This window comes from Bradyrhizobium sp. 199 (genome assembly GCF_023073355.1).
Lineage (GTDB): Bacteria > Pseudomonadota > Alphaproteobacteria > Rhizobiales > Xanthobacteraceae > Bradyrhizobium.
Map to the genome: position 1 here is coordinate 538,135 of NZ_JADPJI010000008.1, position 18,309 is coordinate 556,443.

Sequence of the window (18,309 nt, forward strand, 5' to 3'; positions counted from 1 at the left end):
GGGCGATGCCTTATCTCTTTACCTGCTGCTTACCATACTAACCATGGCGACATTGAAGCAGCTTGGTTGGTAAAGTCTGAACGCCGTTAGACAATTTTTACCACGATGCGGCCGCGGACCTGGCCGGCGAGGATTTTCGCGCCCCATTCCGGAACTTCCTCGAGTGGTATTTCCTGAGTGATTCCAGATAGTTTTGTCCGATCCAGATCGGACGCCAAGCGCTGCCAGGCGGCCTTTCGCGGCTCGATCGGGCACATCACCGAATCGATGCCGAGAAGGCACACCCCGCGCAAAATGAAGGGTGCGACAGATGACGGCAGGTCCATGCCGGCGGCCAGGCCACAGGCCGCGATTGCCCCACCGTATTTCGTCATCGACAGCAAATTCGCCAGTGTGGTCGAGCCGACGCTGTCGACGCCGCCCGCCCAGCGCTCCTTCGCAATCGGCTTGGCCGGTGCCGACAATTCGTTGCGGTCGATGATCTCGGCCGCGCCGATCTCTTTCAGGTAGTCGGCCTCCGAGGCGCGGCCGGTCGACGCGATGACGTGGTAGCCGAGTTTCGAAAGCACGGCGATGGCGACCGAGCCGACGCCACCGGCAGCACCCGTCACCACCACGGGACCGCTCTTCGGCGACAGACCGTGCTTCTCCAGAGCCAGCACCGAGAGCATCGCGGTGAAGCCGGCGGTGCCGATCGCCATGGCATCGCGCGCCGACAGGCCTTGCGGCAAGGCGACCAGCCAGTCGCCCTTCACCCGCGCCTTCTCGGCATAGGCGCCAAGATGGGTCTCGCCCATGCCCCAGCCGGTGCAGACGACTTTGTCGCCCGCCTTCCATTGCGGATGCGAGGATTGCTCGACGGTGCCGGCGAAGTCGATGCCGGCGATCATCGGAAAGCGGCGCACCACCGGCGCCTTGCCGGTGAGCGCAAGGCCGTCCTTGTAGTTCAGCGTCGACCATTCGACGCGGACGGTGACGTCGCCGTCCATCAGCTCGGCTTCGTCGAACTGCGTCAGTGCGGCGGTGGTGCCCTTGTCCGCCTTATCGATCCGGATCGCCTTGAATGTGGCCACGACTGAACTCCCTAACTTGTCTGCCTGGGATGTTTAGCCGATCAGGCCGGCTGCGCAACTGGCGCTCCAATACCCGAAGTTCGCAACCATATCGGCACGCGGGGAGCGAACTTCAGAGGAGCGGCAGCAAAGAAATCATCCTAGTGCCGGTTATCGATTTGAACTTCCTGAACGAATTCGCGGCTTGCTCCGCAGGAACTTCAAATCGCCGGCACTAGCCGCTGAACCGGTTTTTCCACGATCGGAAGATTGATCAGCGCCGAGAGCACGCCGAACAGGATCGAGAGCCACCAGATCGGCGTATAAGACCCGAAGCGTTCGAAGACGATGCCCCCTAACCAGACGCCCAGGAAGCCGCCGACCTGATGGCTGACGAAGGCGAAGCCGTAGAGCGTTGCAAACCAGCGCGTGCCGAACATCAGCGCAACCAGCGCCGAGGTCGGCGGCACCGTCGACAGCCAGGTCAGGCCGGAGACCGCACCGAATGCGATCGCCGAGAACGGCGTGATCGGGAACGTGATGAAGGCGAGGATCGCCAGTGCGCGCGTGAAGTAGATGGTCGAGAGGATGTAGCGCTTGGGCAGTGAGGTCTGCAGATAGCCGACGCTCAGCGATCCCACGATGTTGAACAGGCCGATCGCCGCGATCACCCAGCCGCCGGTCTGGGCGGAGATGCCGCGATCGACCAGGAAGGCCGGCAGATGCACGGTGATGAAGGCGAGCTGGAACCCGCAGGTGAAGAAGCCGAGCACCAGCAGCACATAGGAGCGGTGGCCGAAGGCTTCGGCAAGCGCCCTGGTGAAGGTCTGATCATCCGCCGGCGTCGTGGTCGCCGCACTTGCGACCGGCGGCGTCGAGAGCGCCAGCGACAGCGGGATGATCAGCAACATCAGGAAGCCGAACACGGAAAGCGCCTGCTGCCAGCCGAAATTGTCGATCAAGGCGACGCCGATCGGCGCGAACAGGAACTGCCCGAATGATCCCGCCGCCGTGCCGGCACCAAGCGCAAGGCCGCGCTTCTCGGCCGGCAGGAGCTTGGTGAACGCCGACAGCACCAGATTGAACGAGCAGCCGGCAAGACCAAAACCGACCATGACGCCCGCACCGAGGTTGAGCGACAACGGCGTCGAGGAGTAGCGCATCAACAGCAGGCCGCCGGCATAGAGCAGAGCGCCGACGCACATCACCCGGAACAGGCCGAAGCGATCGGCGACCGCGCCGGCGAGCGGCTGGCCCAAGCCCCACAACAGATTCTGCACGGCAATCGCGAGACCAAACACGTCGCGACCCCAGGAGAATTCGTGACTCATCGGCTGCACGAAGAAGCCGAGCGCCGAGCGCGGACCGAAGCCCAGCATGCCGATCGCACAACCGCAGAGAATGATGATGGCCGGGGTGCGCCAGCTGGAGGAACGTGAGGCCGGAGCAAGTTCGCTCGCTGATGTCGACATGGTGTTCCTCGTCTGTCTGTGGCGACTCGCAAGCGGCGCCCGCAACCATGCCATTTAATGCACTTGCATGAAAATCCCAAGTCTAAAACGGTTGCATTCCGCGGGGAGCTGCCGCGGAAGCATTGCGTTTCAATGTGGCCTCGTCGATGCGCCAAGCCGAGCTTGACGGAAATGTGTTTGGCAGGATCTGGCGATGATCAGGAGAGCGTGTTATTTGTGATTTGCTCAAAGTGAGTATATTAGATCCTTGACGAAGTCCGCGGCGGCCTCTCGGCCGGATCAATCAGGCCTCGCATATGCTCAGTATGAGTATAATCGCCTGCAAGGGAGGCCTCGATGCCGATCTCTGGAATTTACGGTCCGGACGACTTTGCCAACCGGCCCCAGGGCCAACCTCAGAGCCAAGTCACCGCCACTCCCCGTGCCACACCGGCACGAACAGGCCCCCCGCTGCCGACGCCCTCGCTGGCATGGACGCCGGAGATCGCGCGTGCCACCGCGCCGCTCTATGAACGTGTGAAGCACGTGATCCCACCGATCGAGTGGCCGCTGCTGGCGCCGACGATCCATGCGATCAACGAGCTGAAGCGCGCGCGCGGCGCGGTGATCCTCGCGCACAATTATCAGTCTCCGGAGATCTTCCACTGCGTCGCCGATATCGGCGGCGATTCGCTTCAGCTCGCCGTCGAAGCCAGCAAGGTGAAGGCCGGCATCATCGTCCAGTGCGGCGTGCACTTCATGGCGGAGACGTCGAAACTGCTCAACCCGGACAAGACGGTGCTGATCCCCGACATGCGCGCCGGCTGCTCGCTCGCCGCAAGCATCACCGGCGCCGACGTCCGCCTGCTCCGCGAAAGATTTCCCGGCGTGCCGGTCGTCGCCTATGTCAACACCTCCGCGGAGGTGAAGGCCGAGGTCGACATCTGCTGTACCTCGTCAAACGCGGTGCAGGTGGTCGAGAGCCTCGGCGCTCGAAGCGTGATCTTCCTGCCCGATCGCTACCTGGCAACTTACGTAGCCTCGCAGACCGACGTGAAGATCATCGCCTGGAAGGGCGCCTGCGAGGTGCACGAACGCTTCACCGGCCAAGAACTGCGCGCGTTTCGTGAGGCCGATCCCTCGGTGCAGATCATCGCGCATCCGGAGTGCCCGCCGGACGTGCTGGCGGAAGCCGACTTCACCGGCTCGACCGCCCACATGATCAGCTGGGTACGCGAAAAGCGGCCGCGGCGGCTGGTGATGATCACGGAGTGCTCGATGGCCGACAATGTCCGCGCCGAGCTCCCCGACGTGGAGATGCTGCGCCCCTGCAACCTCTGCCCGCACATGAAGCGCATCACGCTCGCGAACATCCTGGAGAGCCTGCTGACGCTCCGCGAGGAGGTCACGGTCGATCCCGCGCTGGCAGTGCGCGCGCGGCGTTCGGTGGAGCGGATGATCAATCTGAAGAATTGAGAGCACAGCATGCAACACAACATCCACAACCTCGCCCGCAGCACCGACGACATCATCATCGTCGGCGGCGGCCTTGCCGGACTGTTCTGCGCGCTGAAGCTCGCGCCGCGGCCGGTGACCTTGATCTCGGCCGCGCCGCTCGGCCAGGGCGCGTCATCCGCATGGGCGCAAGGCGGCATCGCCGCGGCGGTGGCCGAAGGCGACACGCCGGAAGCACACGCAGCCGACACGGTCGCGGTCGGTGGCGGCCTCGTCGACGCGGCCGTCGCACTCGGGATCGCCCGCGAGGCCGCGCCGCGCATTCATGATCTCCTCGCCTATGGCGTGCCGTTCGACCGCGATCTCGAAGGCAGGCTCGCCGTCGGACGCGAAGCGGCACATTCCGCCCGGCGCATCGTGCATGTGCGGGGCGACGGGGCTGGCGCGGCGATCATCGCGGCCTTGAGCCAAGCGGTGCGCCGCACGCCGTCGATCCGTGTCATCGAAGGTCTCGTCGCTGAAGCCCTCCTGACCGAGGCCAGCGCCGTCGCCGGCCTTCAGCTGCGCGAGACCGTCAACCCGTCGGCGACGCCGCTCCTGCTCGCCGCGCGCGCGGTGGTGCTTGCCACCGGTGGCATTGGACATCTCTATGCGGTCACGACCAATCCGCCCGAGGCCAGCGGATCCGGCCTCGCCATCGCGGCGCGCGCCGGTGCCGTGATCGCCGATCCCGAATTCGTCCAGTTCCACCCCACCGCCATCAGTGTCGGACGCGATCCGGCACCGCTCGCCACCGAAGCGCTGCGCGGCGAAGGCGCGACGCTGATCAACGGCAAAGGCGAACGCTTCATGGCGGCGCGCCACCCGCTCGCAGAGCTCGCGCCGCGCGACATCGTGGCGCGCGGCGTGTTCGCCGAGATCGCCGCCGGCCGCGGCGCCTTTCTCGACGCGCGGCAGGCGCTGGGCGCGCGCTTCGCGGACAAATTTCCGACCGTCCATGCGAGCTGCATCGCCGCCGGTATCGATCCAGCGACGCAAATCATCCCGATCGCGCCTGCCGCACACTACCATATGGGCGGCGTCGCGGTGGACGAACGCGGCCGCAGCTCCATTGACGGGCTCTGGGCCGGCGGCGAGGTCTCGTCGACCGGCGCACACGGCGCCAATCGGCTCGCCTCGAATTCGCTGCTCGAGGCCGTGGTCTACGCCGCACGAATTGCCGACGACATTGCCGGCCGTACGCTGCCCTCGCCCGCCCGCCTTCCCGACGCACCGCTCGCACCGCGCGGCGGCTCGCCGGATCCGGCGGTCGTGCAGCGGCTGCGGGCGATGATGAGCGCGCATGTCGGCGTGGTCCGTGAGGGCGACGGTCTCACCGATGCCGTGCACCACTTCGCCGCGCTCGATCGCGAGGCAACGAGCATCACGCTCCGCAACATGGCGATTTCGGCCCTGCACGTCGCGGCCTCGGCATGGCGCCGACGCGAAAGCCGCGGCGCGCATTTCCGCGCCGACCATCCGGCCGAAATCCCAGCGCTGGCGCAGAGAACGATGACCTCGCTCGCTACGGCGCGCGAGATCGCAGAAAGCCTCAGCGCGTTGCCGCGCGCAGCCCCATGATCGCCTGACGGAGTTCCCCATGATCACCCCGAACTCATTGCTCAACCCCGACGCCTTTCTTTCGCCGCTCGTCATCGACGAAGCCGTGCAGCGCGCGCTCGACGAGGACCTCGGCCGCGCCGGCGACATCACCTCGCTTGCGGCGATCCCGGATGCGACCAGGGCAGAGGCGGTCCTGGTCGCGCGCCAGCCCGGCGTGATTGCAGGCCTGCCACTGGCGCTGGCGACATTGCGCAAGCTCTCGCCGGATATCGAGGTGCGTGCGCATGTCCGTGACGCCACACGCGTTGCCCGACGGCAGCAGCTGCTGACGATCTCTGGCCCTGCGCGCGCCATTCTCACTGCGGAGCGGACCGCACTGAATTTCGTCGGCCGCCTGTCGGGCGTCGCGACGCTCACGGCAGACTATGTCGCCCGCATCGAAGGCACGCGAATGCGCATCTGCTGCACGCGCAAGACCACGCCAGGGTTCAGGGCGCTGGAGAAATACGCGGTGCGCTGCGGCGGCGGCTTCAATCACCGCTTCGGTCTGGATGATGCGATCCTGATCAAGGACAACCACATCGCGGTTGCCGGGGGCGTCAGGGCGGTGCTGGAGCGTGCCCGCGCCCATACCGGCCACCTCGTCAAAATCGAGATCGAGGTCGACACGCTGGCGCAATTGCGCGAGGTGCTCGACACCGGGCTGGCCGACGCCGTGCTGCTCGACAACATGGACCTAGCGACATTGCGGGACGCAGTCCGGCTCAACGAGGGGCGCCTCAAGCTGGAGGCGTCCGGCAGCGTCACGCTGGACTCGATCGCGGCGATCGCGGCCACCGGGGTCGACTATGCTTCGGCCGGCGCGCTGACGCATTCGGCGCCGAATTTCGACTGCGCGCTGGATATCGAGGCGTGAGGACTACCTGCGCTCCGTAGCGCCCATCTCCGCAGAGCTCTTGGCTTGCTGGGCGAGTTCGGCGGAGAGCGCGGCGGTCTGGGCCGGCGTGCCCCAGCTTGGTTCCTCGCTGCCGTCGCCCCAGGCGCGCGGGCGGTAGAAGGTGTGCACGCCGGTCTTGTACATCTTCTTCATCTCGGCGACCCAGGACGGGCGCACCCAATAGGCGTGATAGTGCGTGGACTTGCCGACCTCGGGCAGCCAGATCTGGCCATCGAGCATGGCTTTTGCGATTTTCTTGGCGCGCTCCCACATCTCGGGCTCGCGGATCACGTCGGCATTGTTGTCGCAGGCAAAGGTGAACTGGCAGGCGAGATGACGATGCTTGTTCTGATAGACTGCGCCGCACACCGTGTCGGGATATTTGCCGGAGAACACCCGGTTCATCACGACTTGCGCCACCGCCATCTGGCCGCGGACGGCCTCGCCGCGGGACTCGAAGTACACCGCTTCCGCGAGGCACTTCTCGGACTTCGCGCGCGACTTGTCGTCGAGCGCCAGCCGTTCCACCGGTGATCTGGTGCGTTGGTTGTCGGCGTTGACCTCGCCCTTCGGCGCGACGCTCTCGCCGCTCTCGATGGCTTTGGCAATGTCCACTGTGGGCGGCGACAGCGAGGCCGTCACCTTCATGTCGCGGTCGGGCATCACGATCAGCGGCTCGGCGCCGGGCTGCCAGCTTTCGATACTCTCGAGATTGCCGCCGAGCGCGGAGCTGCCGAAGAACAGATTCGAGGTCTGCACGCGGAAAGGATCGCGCGCCGGAGCGGCCGGAACAGTCGCTTGCTTCAGCGCTTCGAGCGGCTGGACGGCGAACCCGCGCGTAGCGTCGCCGGCCTGCGGCGGATTGGCATATTGCGGCAGCGGCGGTGCGCGCAGCGCTTCCTGCAGCTCGGGGTCGAGCGTGGCCGCGGACTCCGGCGACATCGCCTGTGGCAACGCGGCGGTCTTGGTGCCGAACACCGACCTGTTCGATGTCGCGGGATCTTCCTGCGCCGGCGCCGCAGCAGGCGTGGCCGTTTCGGGAGCCTGAGCCGGGGTGACGGTTGCGAGGCGATCACCCTTCATGGAGCGATCGACCTTGGGAAAGTCGGAAGCGTGGTAGCGCGGCGGGGCCTGCAGCGCCGGATTGCGGCTGATCGCGCCGGTGACGTCGCGGCCGTCGATGCTTGCGAGGCGAACCATCGCGCTCTGCGGAACGGAGGTGCCGATCGGGCGCGAAAAACTGTAGGTGGCGAGCTGAATGGACGACGCCGCGGAGAACACCTGCTTCTGCCAACGCTCGGCGACGCCGGGTTGGCGCGCCAGCAAAGAGGCAATGTCCTGATAGCCGGTCTCTCTCGGCATCAATGCGAAGATGCAGAGACCGATTCCGAAGGACGCGAACCGCGCGCCCTTCGGATGGTTACGCAACACTGACATCGTTACGCTCACGCTACGCTTACGCCAGAAAAATCGAGCCGCAGTACATCCGTGCAATTCGACCTTTATCGTAAGTATCTAATTTAGGTTGCCGGGGCGTTAATCGGCGTTGCGCGTGCGGCACACTCAAGCGAACACGGGTGTTTTCACGGGGCGACCGCGCAGAGTGGTAAACACGTCCTCACGTGAAGCGGTAAACAACCGGTCAACGCGAATGGTGAAGGAACTCTTGCTGCCGCGTATCATTACGGGACGCGCGCCGGTTCCCGTCGTTTGCGCGAAGTGCTTCCCCGCCGTCATTGCGAGGAGCTCTCGCGACGACGCAATCCCGACTGTCTCCGCGGAGGGATTCCAGGATTGCTTCGGCCTTCGCCAAAGCTTCGGCGGACAAGTCGCTGCGGTCGCAATGAGGAGTGGCGCGCCGCGCATAACAAAAAGAGGCGGAGCTTTCGCCCCGCCCCTTTCATTCCAGCATTTAGTTCTGTCTTACGCCTGGCTTGCGATCGCCTTGCCGAGCGCGGCTTGCGCGGCGGCGAGGCGGGCGATCGGCACGCGGTAAGGCGAGCAGGAGACGTAGTCGAGACCGATAGCGTGGCAGAAGGCGACGGAGGCGGGATCGCCGCCGTGCTCGCCGCAAATGCCGACCTTGAGCTTCGGGCGGGTCTTGCGGCCGCGTGCGACGCCGATCTTGACGAGTTCGCCGACGCCCTCCTGGTCGAGCGCCACAAAGGGATCGACCGAGAGGATGCCCTTCGTCACGTAGGGACCGAGGAAGCTCGCCGCGTCGTCGCGGCTGATGCCGTAGGTCGTCTGCGTGAGATCGTTGGTGCCGAACGAGAAGAACTCCGCCGACTGTGCGATCTCGGCCGCGAGCAGGCAGGCGCGCGGCAGCTCGATCATGGTGCCGACCTGATAGGCCAGCTTGGTGTTGGTGTCGCGCATCACCGCCTGTGCGGTGGCATCGATCCGCGCCTTGACGAGGTCGAGCTCCATCTTGGTGGCGATCAACGGCACCATCACCTCGAGGCCAACGGCCTTGCCGGTACGCTTCTCAGCCTCGACCGCGGCCTCGAAGATCGCGCGGGCCTGCATCTCGGCGATCTCGGGGTACGCGATCGCGATACGGCAGCCGCGGAAACCGAGCATCGGATTGAACTCCGAGAGCTCGCGGGCGCGGTCGGCGAGGCGGCGCGGGTCGGTGTTCATGGCGCGCGCCACTTCCTCGACCTCGGCATGGGTGTGCGGCAGGAATTCGTGCAGCGGCGGATCGAGCAAGCGGATCGTGACCGGCAGACCCTTCATGATCTCGAACAGCTCAACGAAGTCGGCGCGCTGCATCGGCAGCAGTTTTGCGAGCGCGGCGCGGCGCGACTGCTCGTCCTCCGAGAGGATCATCTCGCGCACGGTGCGGATGCGGGTCTCCTCGAAGAACATGTGCTCGGTGCGGCACAGGCCGATGCCTTCCGCGCCGAACTTGATCGCGGTGCGCGCGTCCTCGGGCGTATCGCCATTGACGCGGACGCCGATCTTGCGGACCTGGTCGGCCCAGGACATCAGCGTGCCGAACTCGCCGGAGAGCTCCGGCTCGATCATCGGCATGCGTCCGGCCAGCACCTGGCCGAGCGAACCGTCGATGGTGATGACGTCGCCGGTCTTGAAGGTACGGGAGCCGATGCTCATGGTGCCGCGGCCATAATCGACGCGGATGGTGCCGCAGCCGGAGACGCAGGGCTTGCCCATGCCGCGCGCGACCACCGCCGCATGCGAGGTCATGCCGCCGCGCGTAGTCAAAATGCCTTCGGCGGCGTGCATGCCGTGGATGTCTTCCGGGCTGGTCTCGATGCGGACCAGGATGACCTTGCGCCCATCGGCCTGAAGCTTGGCCGCTTCATCCGAGGAGAACACGATCTCGCCAGAGGCAGCGCCCGGCGAAGCCGGCAGGCCGGTCGCGATGACGTCGCGCTTGGCGTTGGGATCGATGGTCGGATGCAGCAGCTGGTCGAGCGAAGCCGGATCGATGCGGGTGACCGCTTCGTTCTTGGTGATCAGGCCTTCATTGGCGAGCTCGACTGCGATGCGCAGCGCCGCTTTCGCGGTACGCTTGCCGCCGCGGGTCTGCAGCATCCACAGCTTGCCCTGCTCCACCGTGAACTCCATGTCCTGCATGTCGCGGTAGTGCTTCTCGAGCAGCGTGTAGATCCGCGTCAGCTCCTTGAAGGCCTCGGGCATCGCCGCTTCCATCGACGCCTTGTCCGAGCCCGATTCTTTGCGCGCTTCCTCGGTAATGTCCTGCGGCGTGCGGATGCCCGCCACCACGTCCTCGCCTTGCGCGTTAATCAGGAACTCGCCGTAGAGCTTGCTCTCGCCGGTCGAGGGATTGCGGGTGAACGCAACGCCGGTTGCCGAGGTCTCGCCCATATTGCCGAACACCATGGCCTGCACGTTGACGGCGGTGCCCCAGGATTCCGGAATGTCGTGCAGCTTGCGGTAGGTCACCGCGCGCGCGTTCATCCATGATGAGAACACGGCACCGATCGCGCCCCAGAGCTGGTCGTGCGGATCCTGCGGGAAGTCCTTGCCGGTCTCGCGCGCGACCGCGTCCTTGTACTTGCCGACCAGTTGGACCCAGTCGTCGGCGGTGAGGTCGGTGTCGAGCGTGTAGCCCTGGCCGTCCTTGAAGGTGTCGAGAATTTCCTCGAAGTGATGATGCTCGAAGCCGAGCACCACGTCCGAATACATGGTGATGAAGCGGCGATAGCTGTCATAGGCGAAGCGGCGGTCGCCCGACAATTCCGACAGCGCTTCAACAGTCTGGTCGTTGAGGCCGAGGTTGAGCACGGTGTCCATCATGCCCGGCATCGAGGCACGGGCGCCGGAGCGCACCGAAACGAGCAGCGGGTTCTTCGTGTCGCCGAACACCTTGCCGGTCAATTTGCCGACATGGTCGAGCGCCTTCTCAACCTGTGCCTGCAACTCCTTCGGATAGGATTTGTCGTGGGCATAGAAGTAGGTGCAGACCGAGGTCGGGATGGTGAAGCCGGGAGGCACGGGAAGGCCGAGATTGGCCATCTCGGCAAGGTTCGCGCCCTTGCCGCCGAGCAGGTCGCGCATCTCCGTGCTGCCTTCGGCCTTGCCGTCACCGAATGTGTACACCCATTTGCCGGCCTTGATGGCGGCTGGCGCGGCCTTGGCGGGCGCAGCCTTCTTCGGTGCGGGCTTCGGTGCGGGCTTCGCAGCGACCTTCGGCGGAGCCGCCTTGGTCACGGCCTTTGCCGCCGGCTTTGCAGCGGGCTTGGCACCGGGCTTGGCGGCAGGCTTTCCAGCGGCCTTGGCGACCGGCTTCGGCGCGCTCTTGGCCAGCGCCTTGCGGGCCGGCGTCGCGGCCTTTGCGGCGGCGGAGGACTTTGATTTCGCTGGGATTTTCGCCAGGATCTTCTTGGGCTTCGAGGCGGCTTTGGCCATAGCTTGCACACAACCTGCGAGAGGAATGGGAATTCGCGGGCCTTACACCATTTTGGGCGGGCCCGCGCAAGTCGGACGGTTCCGGAAAATGAACGCCTAGAAGCGGAGCCACTTCAGGAGCCCGAGCCCGATCGCGCCGTTCACGATGAGGAAGATCGCGACAATCAGGTTGAGGAGCCGCGGCATGATCAGGATGAGCACGCCCGCAATCAACGACAGGATCGGCGAAATGTGGGCGACGGTGATGTGCATGAACTATCTTTCTGTGGTGGTGAGACGAATCGCGGGCGGATCATAGCCCTCCCGGTTCCGCGAGTAGAGACGCGCAACAGGCATGCGAGTTCCGGCACCCACGAAAACTGCCTGAAATTGCCGCGAATGCGGCGGGCCTTTTCCCGGAACATTGCGAAGGGTGCATGCATTGGCCAATCGGCTGCGCCACCGGCGCGTCCGAAAATAAAATCACGTCGAAGGAGTTGTCCATGCGGAACAGGATTCTTGCTCTTGCAGCGCTCGCTGCCGCGATCGGCTCGCCCCTTGCGGCGCATGCGCAAAGCGGTGTCACCGTGGGACGCGCGCCTGCCGTGGTCGAAAGCGGCCCAACCATCGCAGTCGAGCAGCGGCCGGCCTTCCGCGAGTACGTCGTCGAGCAGCGTGTACCGGCCTTCAGCATTCCCGATCGCGTCGTAGTTGGCACCACATTACCCGAGGCGGGCGTCACCTATTACGACGTGCCGCAACGCTTCGGCGCCACCACCCATCGCTACACCGTCGTGAACGGCGAGACCGTGCTGGTCGAGCCGCGCTCGCGCCGCATCGTCGAGGTGTTGGACTAGCACCGATCGACAAGGAGCACTGATCGACTAGATGTCCGGCGCGTCACTTCAATCAGGCTGGCGCGAGCAATATAAATCGGACATCAGGCCCCGCCCGGTCTTCCCCCCGCCGGGCGGGGCACTTTTATCTCGTGTCCCAGGCAAGCGAAGCGCGACCCGGGAACAAGAAGCTCCGCGCATGCGGCCAGCATGGGCCCCGGCTCCGCAGCGCACCGCCAAGTGGCGCTGCGCTGCGTCCGGGCACGAGATCAATCCTGGATCTTCGAGAAATCCGCCACCGCTCGCGTGGCGCTGCGGATCTCGTTCAGCAGCTTCAGGCGGTTCTCGCGCACCTTCGCATCGTCGTCGTTGACGCGAACTTTTTCGAAGAACGCGTCGACCGCGCTTCGCAAGGTCGATAGGGACTCCATTGCCTGTTCGAAATCCTCGGCTGCAACATGTAACTTCGCATCTGCAACTGTGCTTTGAATAGTCCCCCAAAGGTGTTTTTCAATTGGATCGGCCATAAGGCTGGGATCCGATGCTCCATTGAACGTGCGCTTGTCCTTCTTCTCCTCGATCGAGAGAATGTTGTTGGCACGCTTAACTCCGGCAAGCAGGTTTTTGCCGTCTTCCGTATCCAGGAACTTGCCGAGCGCTTCGACGCGGTGGACAATTTTGACAAAGTCACCCCGACTTCCGAGCGCGAACACAGCATCGACCAGATCGTGCCGAGCACCCTGTTCGCGCAACTGAACCTTTAGCCGGTCCGCAAAAAAGACCATCAGGTCGCCCAGCGCTGGAGCCATGTTCCCCAAGGTTAGCCCTGCCGGAGCACCATGATCGCGAACCTCTTGAGCGATCTTCTTGGCCTCATCGAACGGAACGAACTCGGTTTGCCCGATGTCCATCAAGGTCGGATAATCCAACTGATCGATCGCCTCGCCATCCATCTGGAATTTGACCACTGCAAGGTGAGCAAAAAATATGCGAAGCAACTCAAGTCGGAGCTGATTGTCCACAATAATCCGCAAAACTCCCAGCGCTGCACGTCGCAGGGCATAAGGGTCCTTGCTACCGGTCGGCTTTTCGTTGATTAGCCAGAAGCCGACAAGCGTGTCGATCTTGTCCGCGAGTGCCACCGCGACACTAACCGGATCGGTCGGCACCCGATCGGCGGGGCCTTGCGGCTTGTAGTGCTCCTCGCACGCGGCCGCGACGGAGGCGTCCTCGCCCTGCGCGAGCGCGTAGTACTTGCCCATCAGGCCCTGCACCTCGGGGAATTCGCCGACGACCTCGGTCAGCAAATCCGCCTTGGCAAGATGCGCGGCCCGCGTCGCCTTAGCGACGTCGGCGCCGACCAGTGGCGCGATCTCGGCCGCCAAGCGCTCGATGCGCTTAATGCGCGCGGCCTGCGTTCCCAGCTTCTCGTGGAACACGATCTGTTCGAACTTCGGCAGCCGACCCTCGAGCTTCGTCTTCAGGTCGGTCTCGTAAAAGAACTTCGCATCCGACAGGCGCGGACGGATCACGCGCTCGTTGCCTGATACGATGACCTTGCCGCCGTCGGTCGCCTCGATATTCGCCGTGAGGACGAACTTGTTGGTCAGCTTGCCTGTCTTGGGATCCTTGACGACGAAGCACTTCTGGTTGTTGCGAATGGTGGCGCGGATTACCTCGTCCGGGATCGCGAGATATTCCGGCTCGAACGATCCCACCATGACGACGGGCCATTCGACGAGACCCGAGACCTCGTCCAGCAGAACCTGATCCTCGACCAGCTCAAACCCTTGCGCGAAAGTCAGCTCCTTGGCGTCGGCAAAGATGATGTCCTTGCGCGCCTGCGGATCGAGGATGACCTTTGCAGCCTTCAGCTTCGCTTCATAATCCTCGAAGCGGCGCACCGAGATTGCGGCGGGCGCCATGAAGCGGTGGCCATAGGTCGTGTTGCCGCTCTCGACGCCGTCGACCTCGAACTTCACGACATCCGGCTCTTCGGTCTCGAGCCCGAAAGTCGCGGTGATCGCGTGCAGCGGACGCACCCAGCTCAGCGCGCCGGGCTTGCCGGAACGCGCGCCCCAGCGCATCGATTTCGGCCAAGGGAAAGTGCGGATGATCACGGGCAGGATTTCCGCGAGCACCTCGATTGCATCGCGGCCGGGCTTTTCGATCAATCCGATGTAGAAATCACCCTTCGGGTCGCGCTGGATCTTGGCTTCATCCAGCGATTTCAGACCTGTCGCTTTCAGAAAACCCTGCACGGCCGCATCGGGCGCGCCGATTTTCGGGCCGCGGCGTTCGGTCTTGAGATCGGGCTGGCGCGCGGGGATGCCGTGCACGGTGAGCGCAAGCCGGCGCGGCGTCGCGAACGCCTTCGCGCCCTCGTAGACGAGGCCTTCGGCGACCAGCTTGTCGGTGACCATGCGGCGCAGATCGTCGGCCGCCTTGGCTTGCATGCGCGCGGGGATTTCTTCCGAGAACAGTTCAAGCAAAAGATCGGGCATCAGGCCGCTCCGCCCGCTTCAGTATGGATCCAGGCCTCGCCGCAGGCTTTTGCCAGTTCGCGCACCCTCAAAATGTAGCTCTGCCGCTCCGTCACCGAGATCACGCCGCGCGCGTCCAGAAGGTTGAAGACATGGCTCGCCTTGATGCACTGGTCATAGGCGGGCAGCGCCATCAGATGCGCCTCGCGCTTGCCGGACTGCGAATTGTTTTGCCAACCCGCGTCGAGATATTTCCGGCAGGCAGCTTCGGCCATCTTGAACTGCTCGAACAGCATCGCGGTGTCGGCTACTTCGAAATTGTGCTTCGAGTATTCGCGCTCGGCCTGCAGGAAGACGTCGCCATAAGTGACCTTGGCATCGCCGTCGCGGCCGTTGAAGTTGAGATCGTAGACGCGGTCGACGCCCTGCACATACATCGCGAGGCGCTCGAGCCCGTAGGTGAGCTCGCCCGCCACCGGCGCGCATTCGAAGCCGGCCACCTGCTGGAAATAGGTGAACTGGCTGACCTCCATGCCGTCGCACCAGCACTCCCACCCCAGGCCCCAGGCGCCCAGCGTCGGGCTCTCCCAATCGTCCTCCACGAAGCGGATGTCATGCACGGCGGAATCGATGCCGATCGCGGCGAGCGACTTCAGGTACAGCTCCTGAAGGTTCGGCGGCGACGGCTTCATGATCACCTGGAACTGGTAGTAATGCTGCATCCGGTTCGGGTTCTCGCCGTAGCGGCCGTCCTTGGGCCGGCGCGAGGGCTGTACATAGGCGGCGTTCCAGGGCTTTGGCCCGAGCGCGCGCAAAGTGGTCGCCGGATGGAAGGTGCCCGCGCCCATCTCCATGTCGTAGGGCTGCAGGATCACGCAGCCCTGCTCGGCCCAGAAGCGCTGGAGCGCGAGGATGAAGCCCTGGAACGAGCGTTCCGGGCGCATATGGGCGGGCAATGAGGCGTCCATCGTCAGATCAGGCTCTCGCGGGGGGTTTTGAATCGCGCGGGACCGTATCGACGGCGGGGGTGGGAATCAAGGCAAAGGGGCGGAAAGCGGCCTCAACGTCTGTTATTCCGGGGCGCCCGATGCGCGAACCCGGAATCCCGAGATTCGGGGTTCGATGCTTTGCATCGCCCCGGAATGACGTCGTTTCGGAAAGGCACCGGCTAACCCGGCCGGTAGGCTCCGGTCGCGGGATCACGTTTCAGCGTCGGACGTTCCCTATGAGCGGGTTCGGCGACGCGCGACAGGCGCATCTCCTCCAGTTCCTGATTGATCCGGACAGCGGTCTTGTAGGCCCATCGGACCACGGCAAGCCCACCCAGAACGCCCGCAAAAGCGACGAACGGCGGCATCGGTCGATCCTTGTCTCGTGCTCAGCCCCCACGCGCATTGTTGCGCAGATGGGCTTGCGCCGCAATTGGCGCCGACCGGGCGAAATGGCGCGGGAGCGCCAGCGCTAGAACCCGAATTTCGCCCAAATCGCCCGCGTCTCGACCGCCGAGATCAGCTCGTCCGGCAAGCCGGCCATCGATTCCAGGGCCGAAAGCTGGCCCGCGCCGGGCGATTTCCGCCCCAATAGGCCAGACAGCAGCCCGGTCGGCTGGGCGATCACAGGGGTGAGAACTTTCTCGCCATAGCGGGCACGAAGAGTTGAGCGGAGATCGCCGATGCTGTCGGCAAGGCCCAGCGCGACCGCGCTCTCGCCGGCCCAGTATTCGCCCGTGAACAGGGTGTCGTCGTCGCCCTTGAGCCGCGTCGCGCGACTGTCCTTCACCAGCGAAATGAAGATCTGGTGGATCTCGCGCTGGATCGCCTTCAGCTTGGCGACGTCGTCGGGGTTCTCAGGCAGAAACGGATCGAGCATCGCCTTGTGTGCGCCGGCGGTGTACAGGCGCCGCTCGATGCCGAGCCGCCTGATCGCCTCCTGGAAACCGAAGCTGCCGCCGACCACGCCGATCGAGCCGAGGATCGAGGACGGATCGCAGATGATCTCGTCGCCCGCGCATGCGATCATGTAGCCGCCGGACGCCGCGACGTCCTCGACGAACACGAGCACCGGCAGCTTCTTCTCCGCCGCGAGCTGCTTGATGCGCAGATAGATCTGGCGCGACTGCACCGGCGAGCCGCCGGGCGAGTTGATCACCAGCGCCACGGCCTTGGCGTTCCGATACGAAAACGCCCGCTCCAGCACGCGCGCGACTCCCGCCAGCGTCATGCCCGGACGCAGCGGCGTCACCGCGCCGATCACGCCTGAGAGTCGCACCACCGGCACCACCGCCGTGCCCGGGCGGAACCGCGCCGGAAGATATTGTATGAGCTTGTCGGCCAGGCCGGAACTCTCACGATCGTTCAATTGTTCGGCCATGCCATTACCTCTGATTAACCATTTCTTATCACGCGAGTGTCATTGGAAGTGCCTGGAACGTGTTTTGCGGATCTCCGGTTGGGAGGCTGCAATGAGGCAGCGGAGTACACCATGAAAATCTATCTGCTGATGCTGCTGATTGGTGCGTTGTTCATGGCGATCCGCCTGACGTCCCCGCAAGAGCAGCAGTCGGAATCGCTTCCGCAGTAAGCCGTCACGGTTCCACCAGCGGCAAGGCCGCTCTCCCCTCCAGAATTTCCGTCGTCTGGCTTTTAGGCACGCGTGACTCGTCACTGAGGATGAGGCCCGGCAGCAATCGCGTCGGGGCTCGACCGCCTTTGACCGCACGCACCAGCACGCGGATCGCGGGCCGCCCCGCCTCGCCGTGAACCGGCAGGATCGAGAGGCTGCCGAAGCCGCGCGACAGCGCCGCCAGCACATCGGCGATGCCATCTGCGCGCCAGATCAATGTCAGCACACCATTCGATCGGAGGATGCGCCGCGCTGCATGCACCCACGCATGCAGCGTCTCCTCCGTCGCCACATGCGCGGTGTGACGCGCCTGATCGGGCGAGCCGCGATGCCGGGCCGGATCGTTGAATGGCGGATTCATCAGCACCACGTCCACGCTATCGGGCGTCAACCCGTTCGCCGCAAAGGCCTGCGCGTCGGCCGCCACGTCGAGCACGATCGTCTCGGCGACAATCGCATTCGCCGCCGCATTGTCGCGCGCGAGCGCGGCCAGCTCCGGATCGATCTCGACCAGGCTGAGCCTGACACCGGGAATACGCCGGGCCAGCGCCAGTCCGGCCGTGCCGATACCGGCGCCGAAATCAACCACGCGGTCCTCTGCCCGGGCCTCAGTCGCTGCCGCAAGCAGGATGGCATCATGCCCGGCGCGATGGCCGGAGCGCTTCTGCCTCAGCCGCAACTGCCCCCCGAGAAAGGCGTCCTCGGTGATATTTGCGGCCTCACTCATCGCCGCGCAATTCGTGGCTGAGGCCGGCCTCGGTGAGGAGCTCCCTGGCCTCCTGGGCGTCGTCCTCATGAACCAGGATCCGCCGCGGCAAAATGCCGAGCGAGCCCTCGATGATGCTCATGTTCTGGTCCAGCACCAGATGATGGATGTTGGCGCCATCGAGCAGCGCGCCGATCGCCGACACCAGCACCAAATCGTTGGTCCGAACCAGTTCACGCAAAACGCAGGTCTCCTGCCTGAAGAGGCTAAAAGCGGTAAATGTCAAT

General features: G+C 64.7%; 15 protein-coding genes. 4 read left to right on the forward strand and 11 right to left on the reverse strand.

The genetic code is table 11. The features are described 5' to 3' along the window. Nucleotides 1-86 precede the first annotated feature (86 nt). Entirely contained in the window at nucleotides 87-1,073 is a 987-nt protein-coding gene (locus IVB28_RS24995; protein WP_247529721.1) for an MDR family oxidoreductase, read from the reverse strand. 200 nt (nucleotides 1,074-1,273) lie between these two features. After that, nucleotides 1,274-2,524 carry an MFS transporter gene (locus IVB28_RS25000; protein ID WP_247529723.1) on the reverse strand — a complete coding sequence of 417 codons (1,251 nt, stop codon included), beginning with the start codon at nucleotides 2,522-2,524 and terminating at the stop codon, nucleotides 1,274-1,276. A 336-nt stretch (nucleotides 2,525-2,860) separates the two neighbouring features. Between IVB28_RS25000 and nadA the strand changes: the two genes are divergently transcribed. The 3 genes from nadA to nadC are packed head-to-tail and all read left to right on the forward strand — an operon-like array spanning nucleotide 2,861 to nucleotide 6,476. Then, nucleotides 2,861-3,979, forward strand: coding sequence for a quinolinate synthase NadA (nadA, locus tag IVB28_RS25005; protein WP_247529725.1), 1,119 nt, complete (start codon nucleotides 2,861-2,863; stop codon nucleotides 3,977-3,979). Nucleotides 3,980-3,988: 9 nt separating this feature from the next. Then, nucleotides 3,989-5,578, forward strand: a complete 1,590-nt coding sequence (locus tag IVB28_RS25010; RefSeq protein WP_247529727.1) for an L-aspartate oxidase — start codon at nucleotides 3,989-3,991, stop codon at nucleotides 5,576-5,578. Between the two features lie 19 nt (nucleotides 5,579-5,597). Further along, the gene (gene nadC, locus IVB28_RS25015; protein ID WP_247529729.1) at nucleotides 5,598-6,476 is read left to right on the forward strand and encodes a carboxylating nicotinate-nucleotide diphosphorylase; all 879 of its coding nucleotides are present in this window, start codon (nucleotides 5,598-5,600) and stop codon (nucleotides 6,474-6,476) included. A gap of 3 nt (nucleotides 6,477-6,479) precedes the next feature. Here the strand turns inward: nadC and IVB28_RS25020 are convergent, their stop codons facing one another. From IVB28_RS25020 to IVB28_RS25030, 3 genes are all read right to left on the reverse strand, one after another. Beyond that, on the reverse strand, nucleotides 6,480-7,934 hold the full coding sequence (locus tag IVB28_RS25020) for a cell wall hydrolase (protein ID WP_247529731.1): 1,455 nt from the start codon (nucleotides 7,932-7,934) through the stop codon (nucleotides 6,480-6,482). Between the two features lie 486 nt (nucleotides 7,935-8,420). Then, nucleotides 8,421-11,396: a pyruvate, phosphate dikinase gene (gene ppdK / locus IVB28_RS25025; RefSeq protein WP_247529732.1), complete on the reverse strand. Its 2,976-nt coding sequence runs from the start codon at nucleotides 11,394-11,396 to the stop codon at nucleotides 8,421-8,423. Nucleotides 11,397-11,492: 96 nt separating this feature from the next. Next, entirely contained in the window at nucleotides 11,493-11,648 is a 156-nt protein-coding gene (locus IVB28_RS25030; protein ID WP_008562090.1) for a DUF3096 domain-containing protein, read from the reverse strand. Nucleotides 11,649-11,878: 230 nt separating this feature from the next. On the opposite strand from IVB28_RS25030, the gene IVB28_RS25035 reads away from it, so the two are divergent. Then, nucleotides 11,879-12,232 (forward strand): DUF1236 domain-containing protein, encoded by a 354-nt coding sequence (locus IVB28_RS25035; protein ID WP_247529733.1) that lies wholly within the window; start codon nucleotides 11,879-11,881, stop codon nucleotides 12,230-12,232. A 248-nt stretch (nucleotides 12,233-12,480) separates the two neighbouring features. Here IVB28_RS25035 and glyS read toward each other — a convergent pair whose 3' ends face one another. The 6 genes from glyS to IVB28_RS25065 form a co-directional block, all read right to left on the reverse strand. Next, nucleotides 12,481-14,715, reverse strand: coding sequence for a glycine--tRNA ligase subunit beta (gene glyS, locus IVB28_RS25040; RefSeq protein WP_247529734.1), 2,235 nt, complete (start codon nucleotides 14,713-14,715; stop codon nucleotides 12,481-12,483). Further along, entirely contained in the window at nucleotides 14,715-15,662 is a 948-nt protein-coding gene (locus IVB28_RS25045) for a glycine--tRNA ligase subunit alpha (protein ID WP_247529735.1), read from the reverse strand. Before IVB28_RS25045 ends, glyS begins: the two co-directional genes overlap by 1 nt. A gap of 200 nt (nucleotides 15,663-15,862) precedes the next feature. After that, nucleotides 15,863-16,051 (reverse strand): hypothetical protein, encoded by a 189-nt coding sequence (locus IVB28_RS25050; RefSeq protein WP_247529736.1) that lies wholly within the window; start codon nucleotides 16,049-16,051, stop codon nucleotides 15,863-15,865. A 104-nt stretch (nucleotides 16,052-16,155) separates the two neighbouring features. Continuing rightward, nucleotides 16,156-17,064, reverse strand: coding sequence for a S49 family peptidase (locus IVB28_RS25055; protein WP_247529737.1), 909 nt, complete (start codon nucleotides 17,062-17,064; stop codon nucleotides 16,156-16,158). 214 nt (nucleotides 17,065-17,278) lie between these two features. Then, nucleotides 17,279-18,043 (reverse strand): methyltransferase, encoded by a 765-nt coding sequence (locus tag IVB28_RS25060; RefSeq protein WP_247529738.1) that lies wholly within the window; start codon nucleotides 18,041-18,043, stop codon nucleotides 17,279-17,281. Next, nucleotides 18,036-18,263 carry a DUF2007 domain-containing protein gene (locus IVB28_RS25065; protein ID WP_247529739.1) on the reverse strand — a complete coding sequence of 76 codons (228 nt, stop codon included), beginning with the start codon at nucleotides 18,261-18,263 and terminating at the stop codon, nucleotides 18,036-18,038. The genes IVB28_RS25060 and IVB28_RS25065 overlap by 8 nt, the downstream gene beginning before the upstream one ends. Between the last annotated feature and the right edge of the window lie 46 nt (nucleotides 18,264-18,309).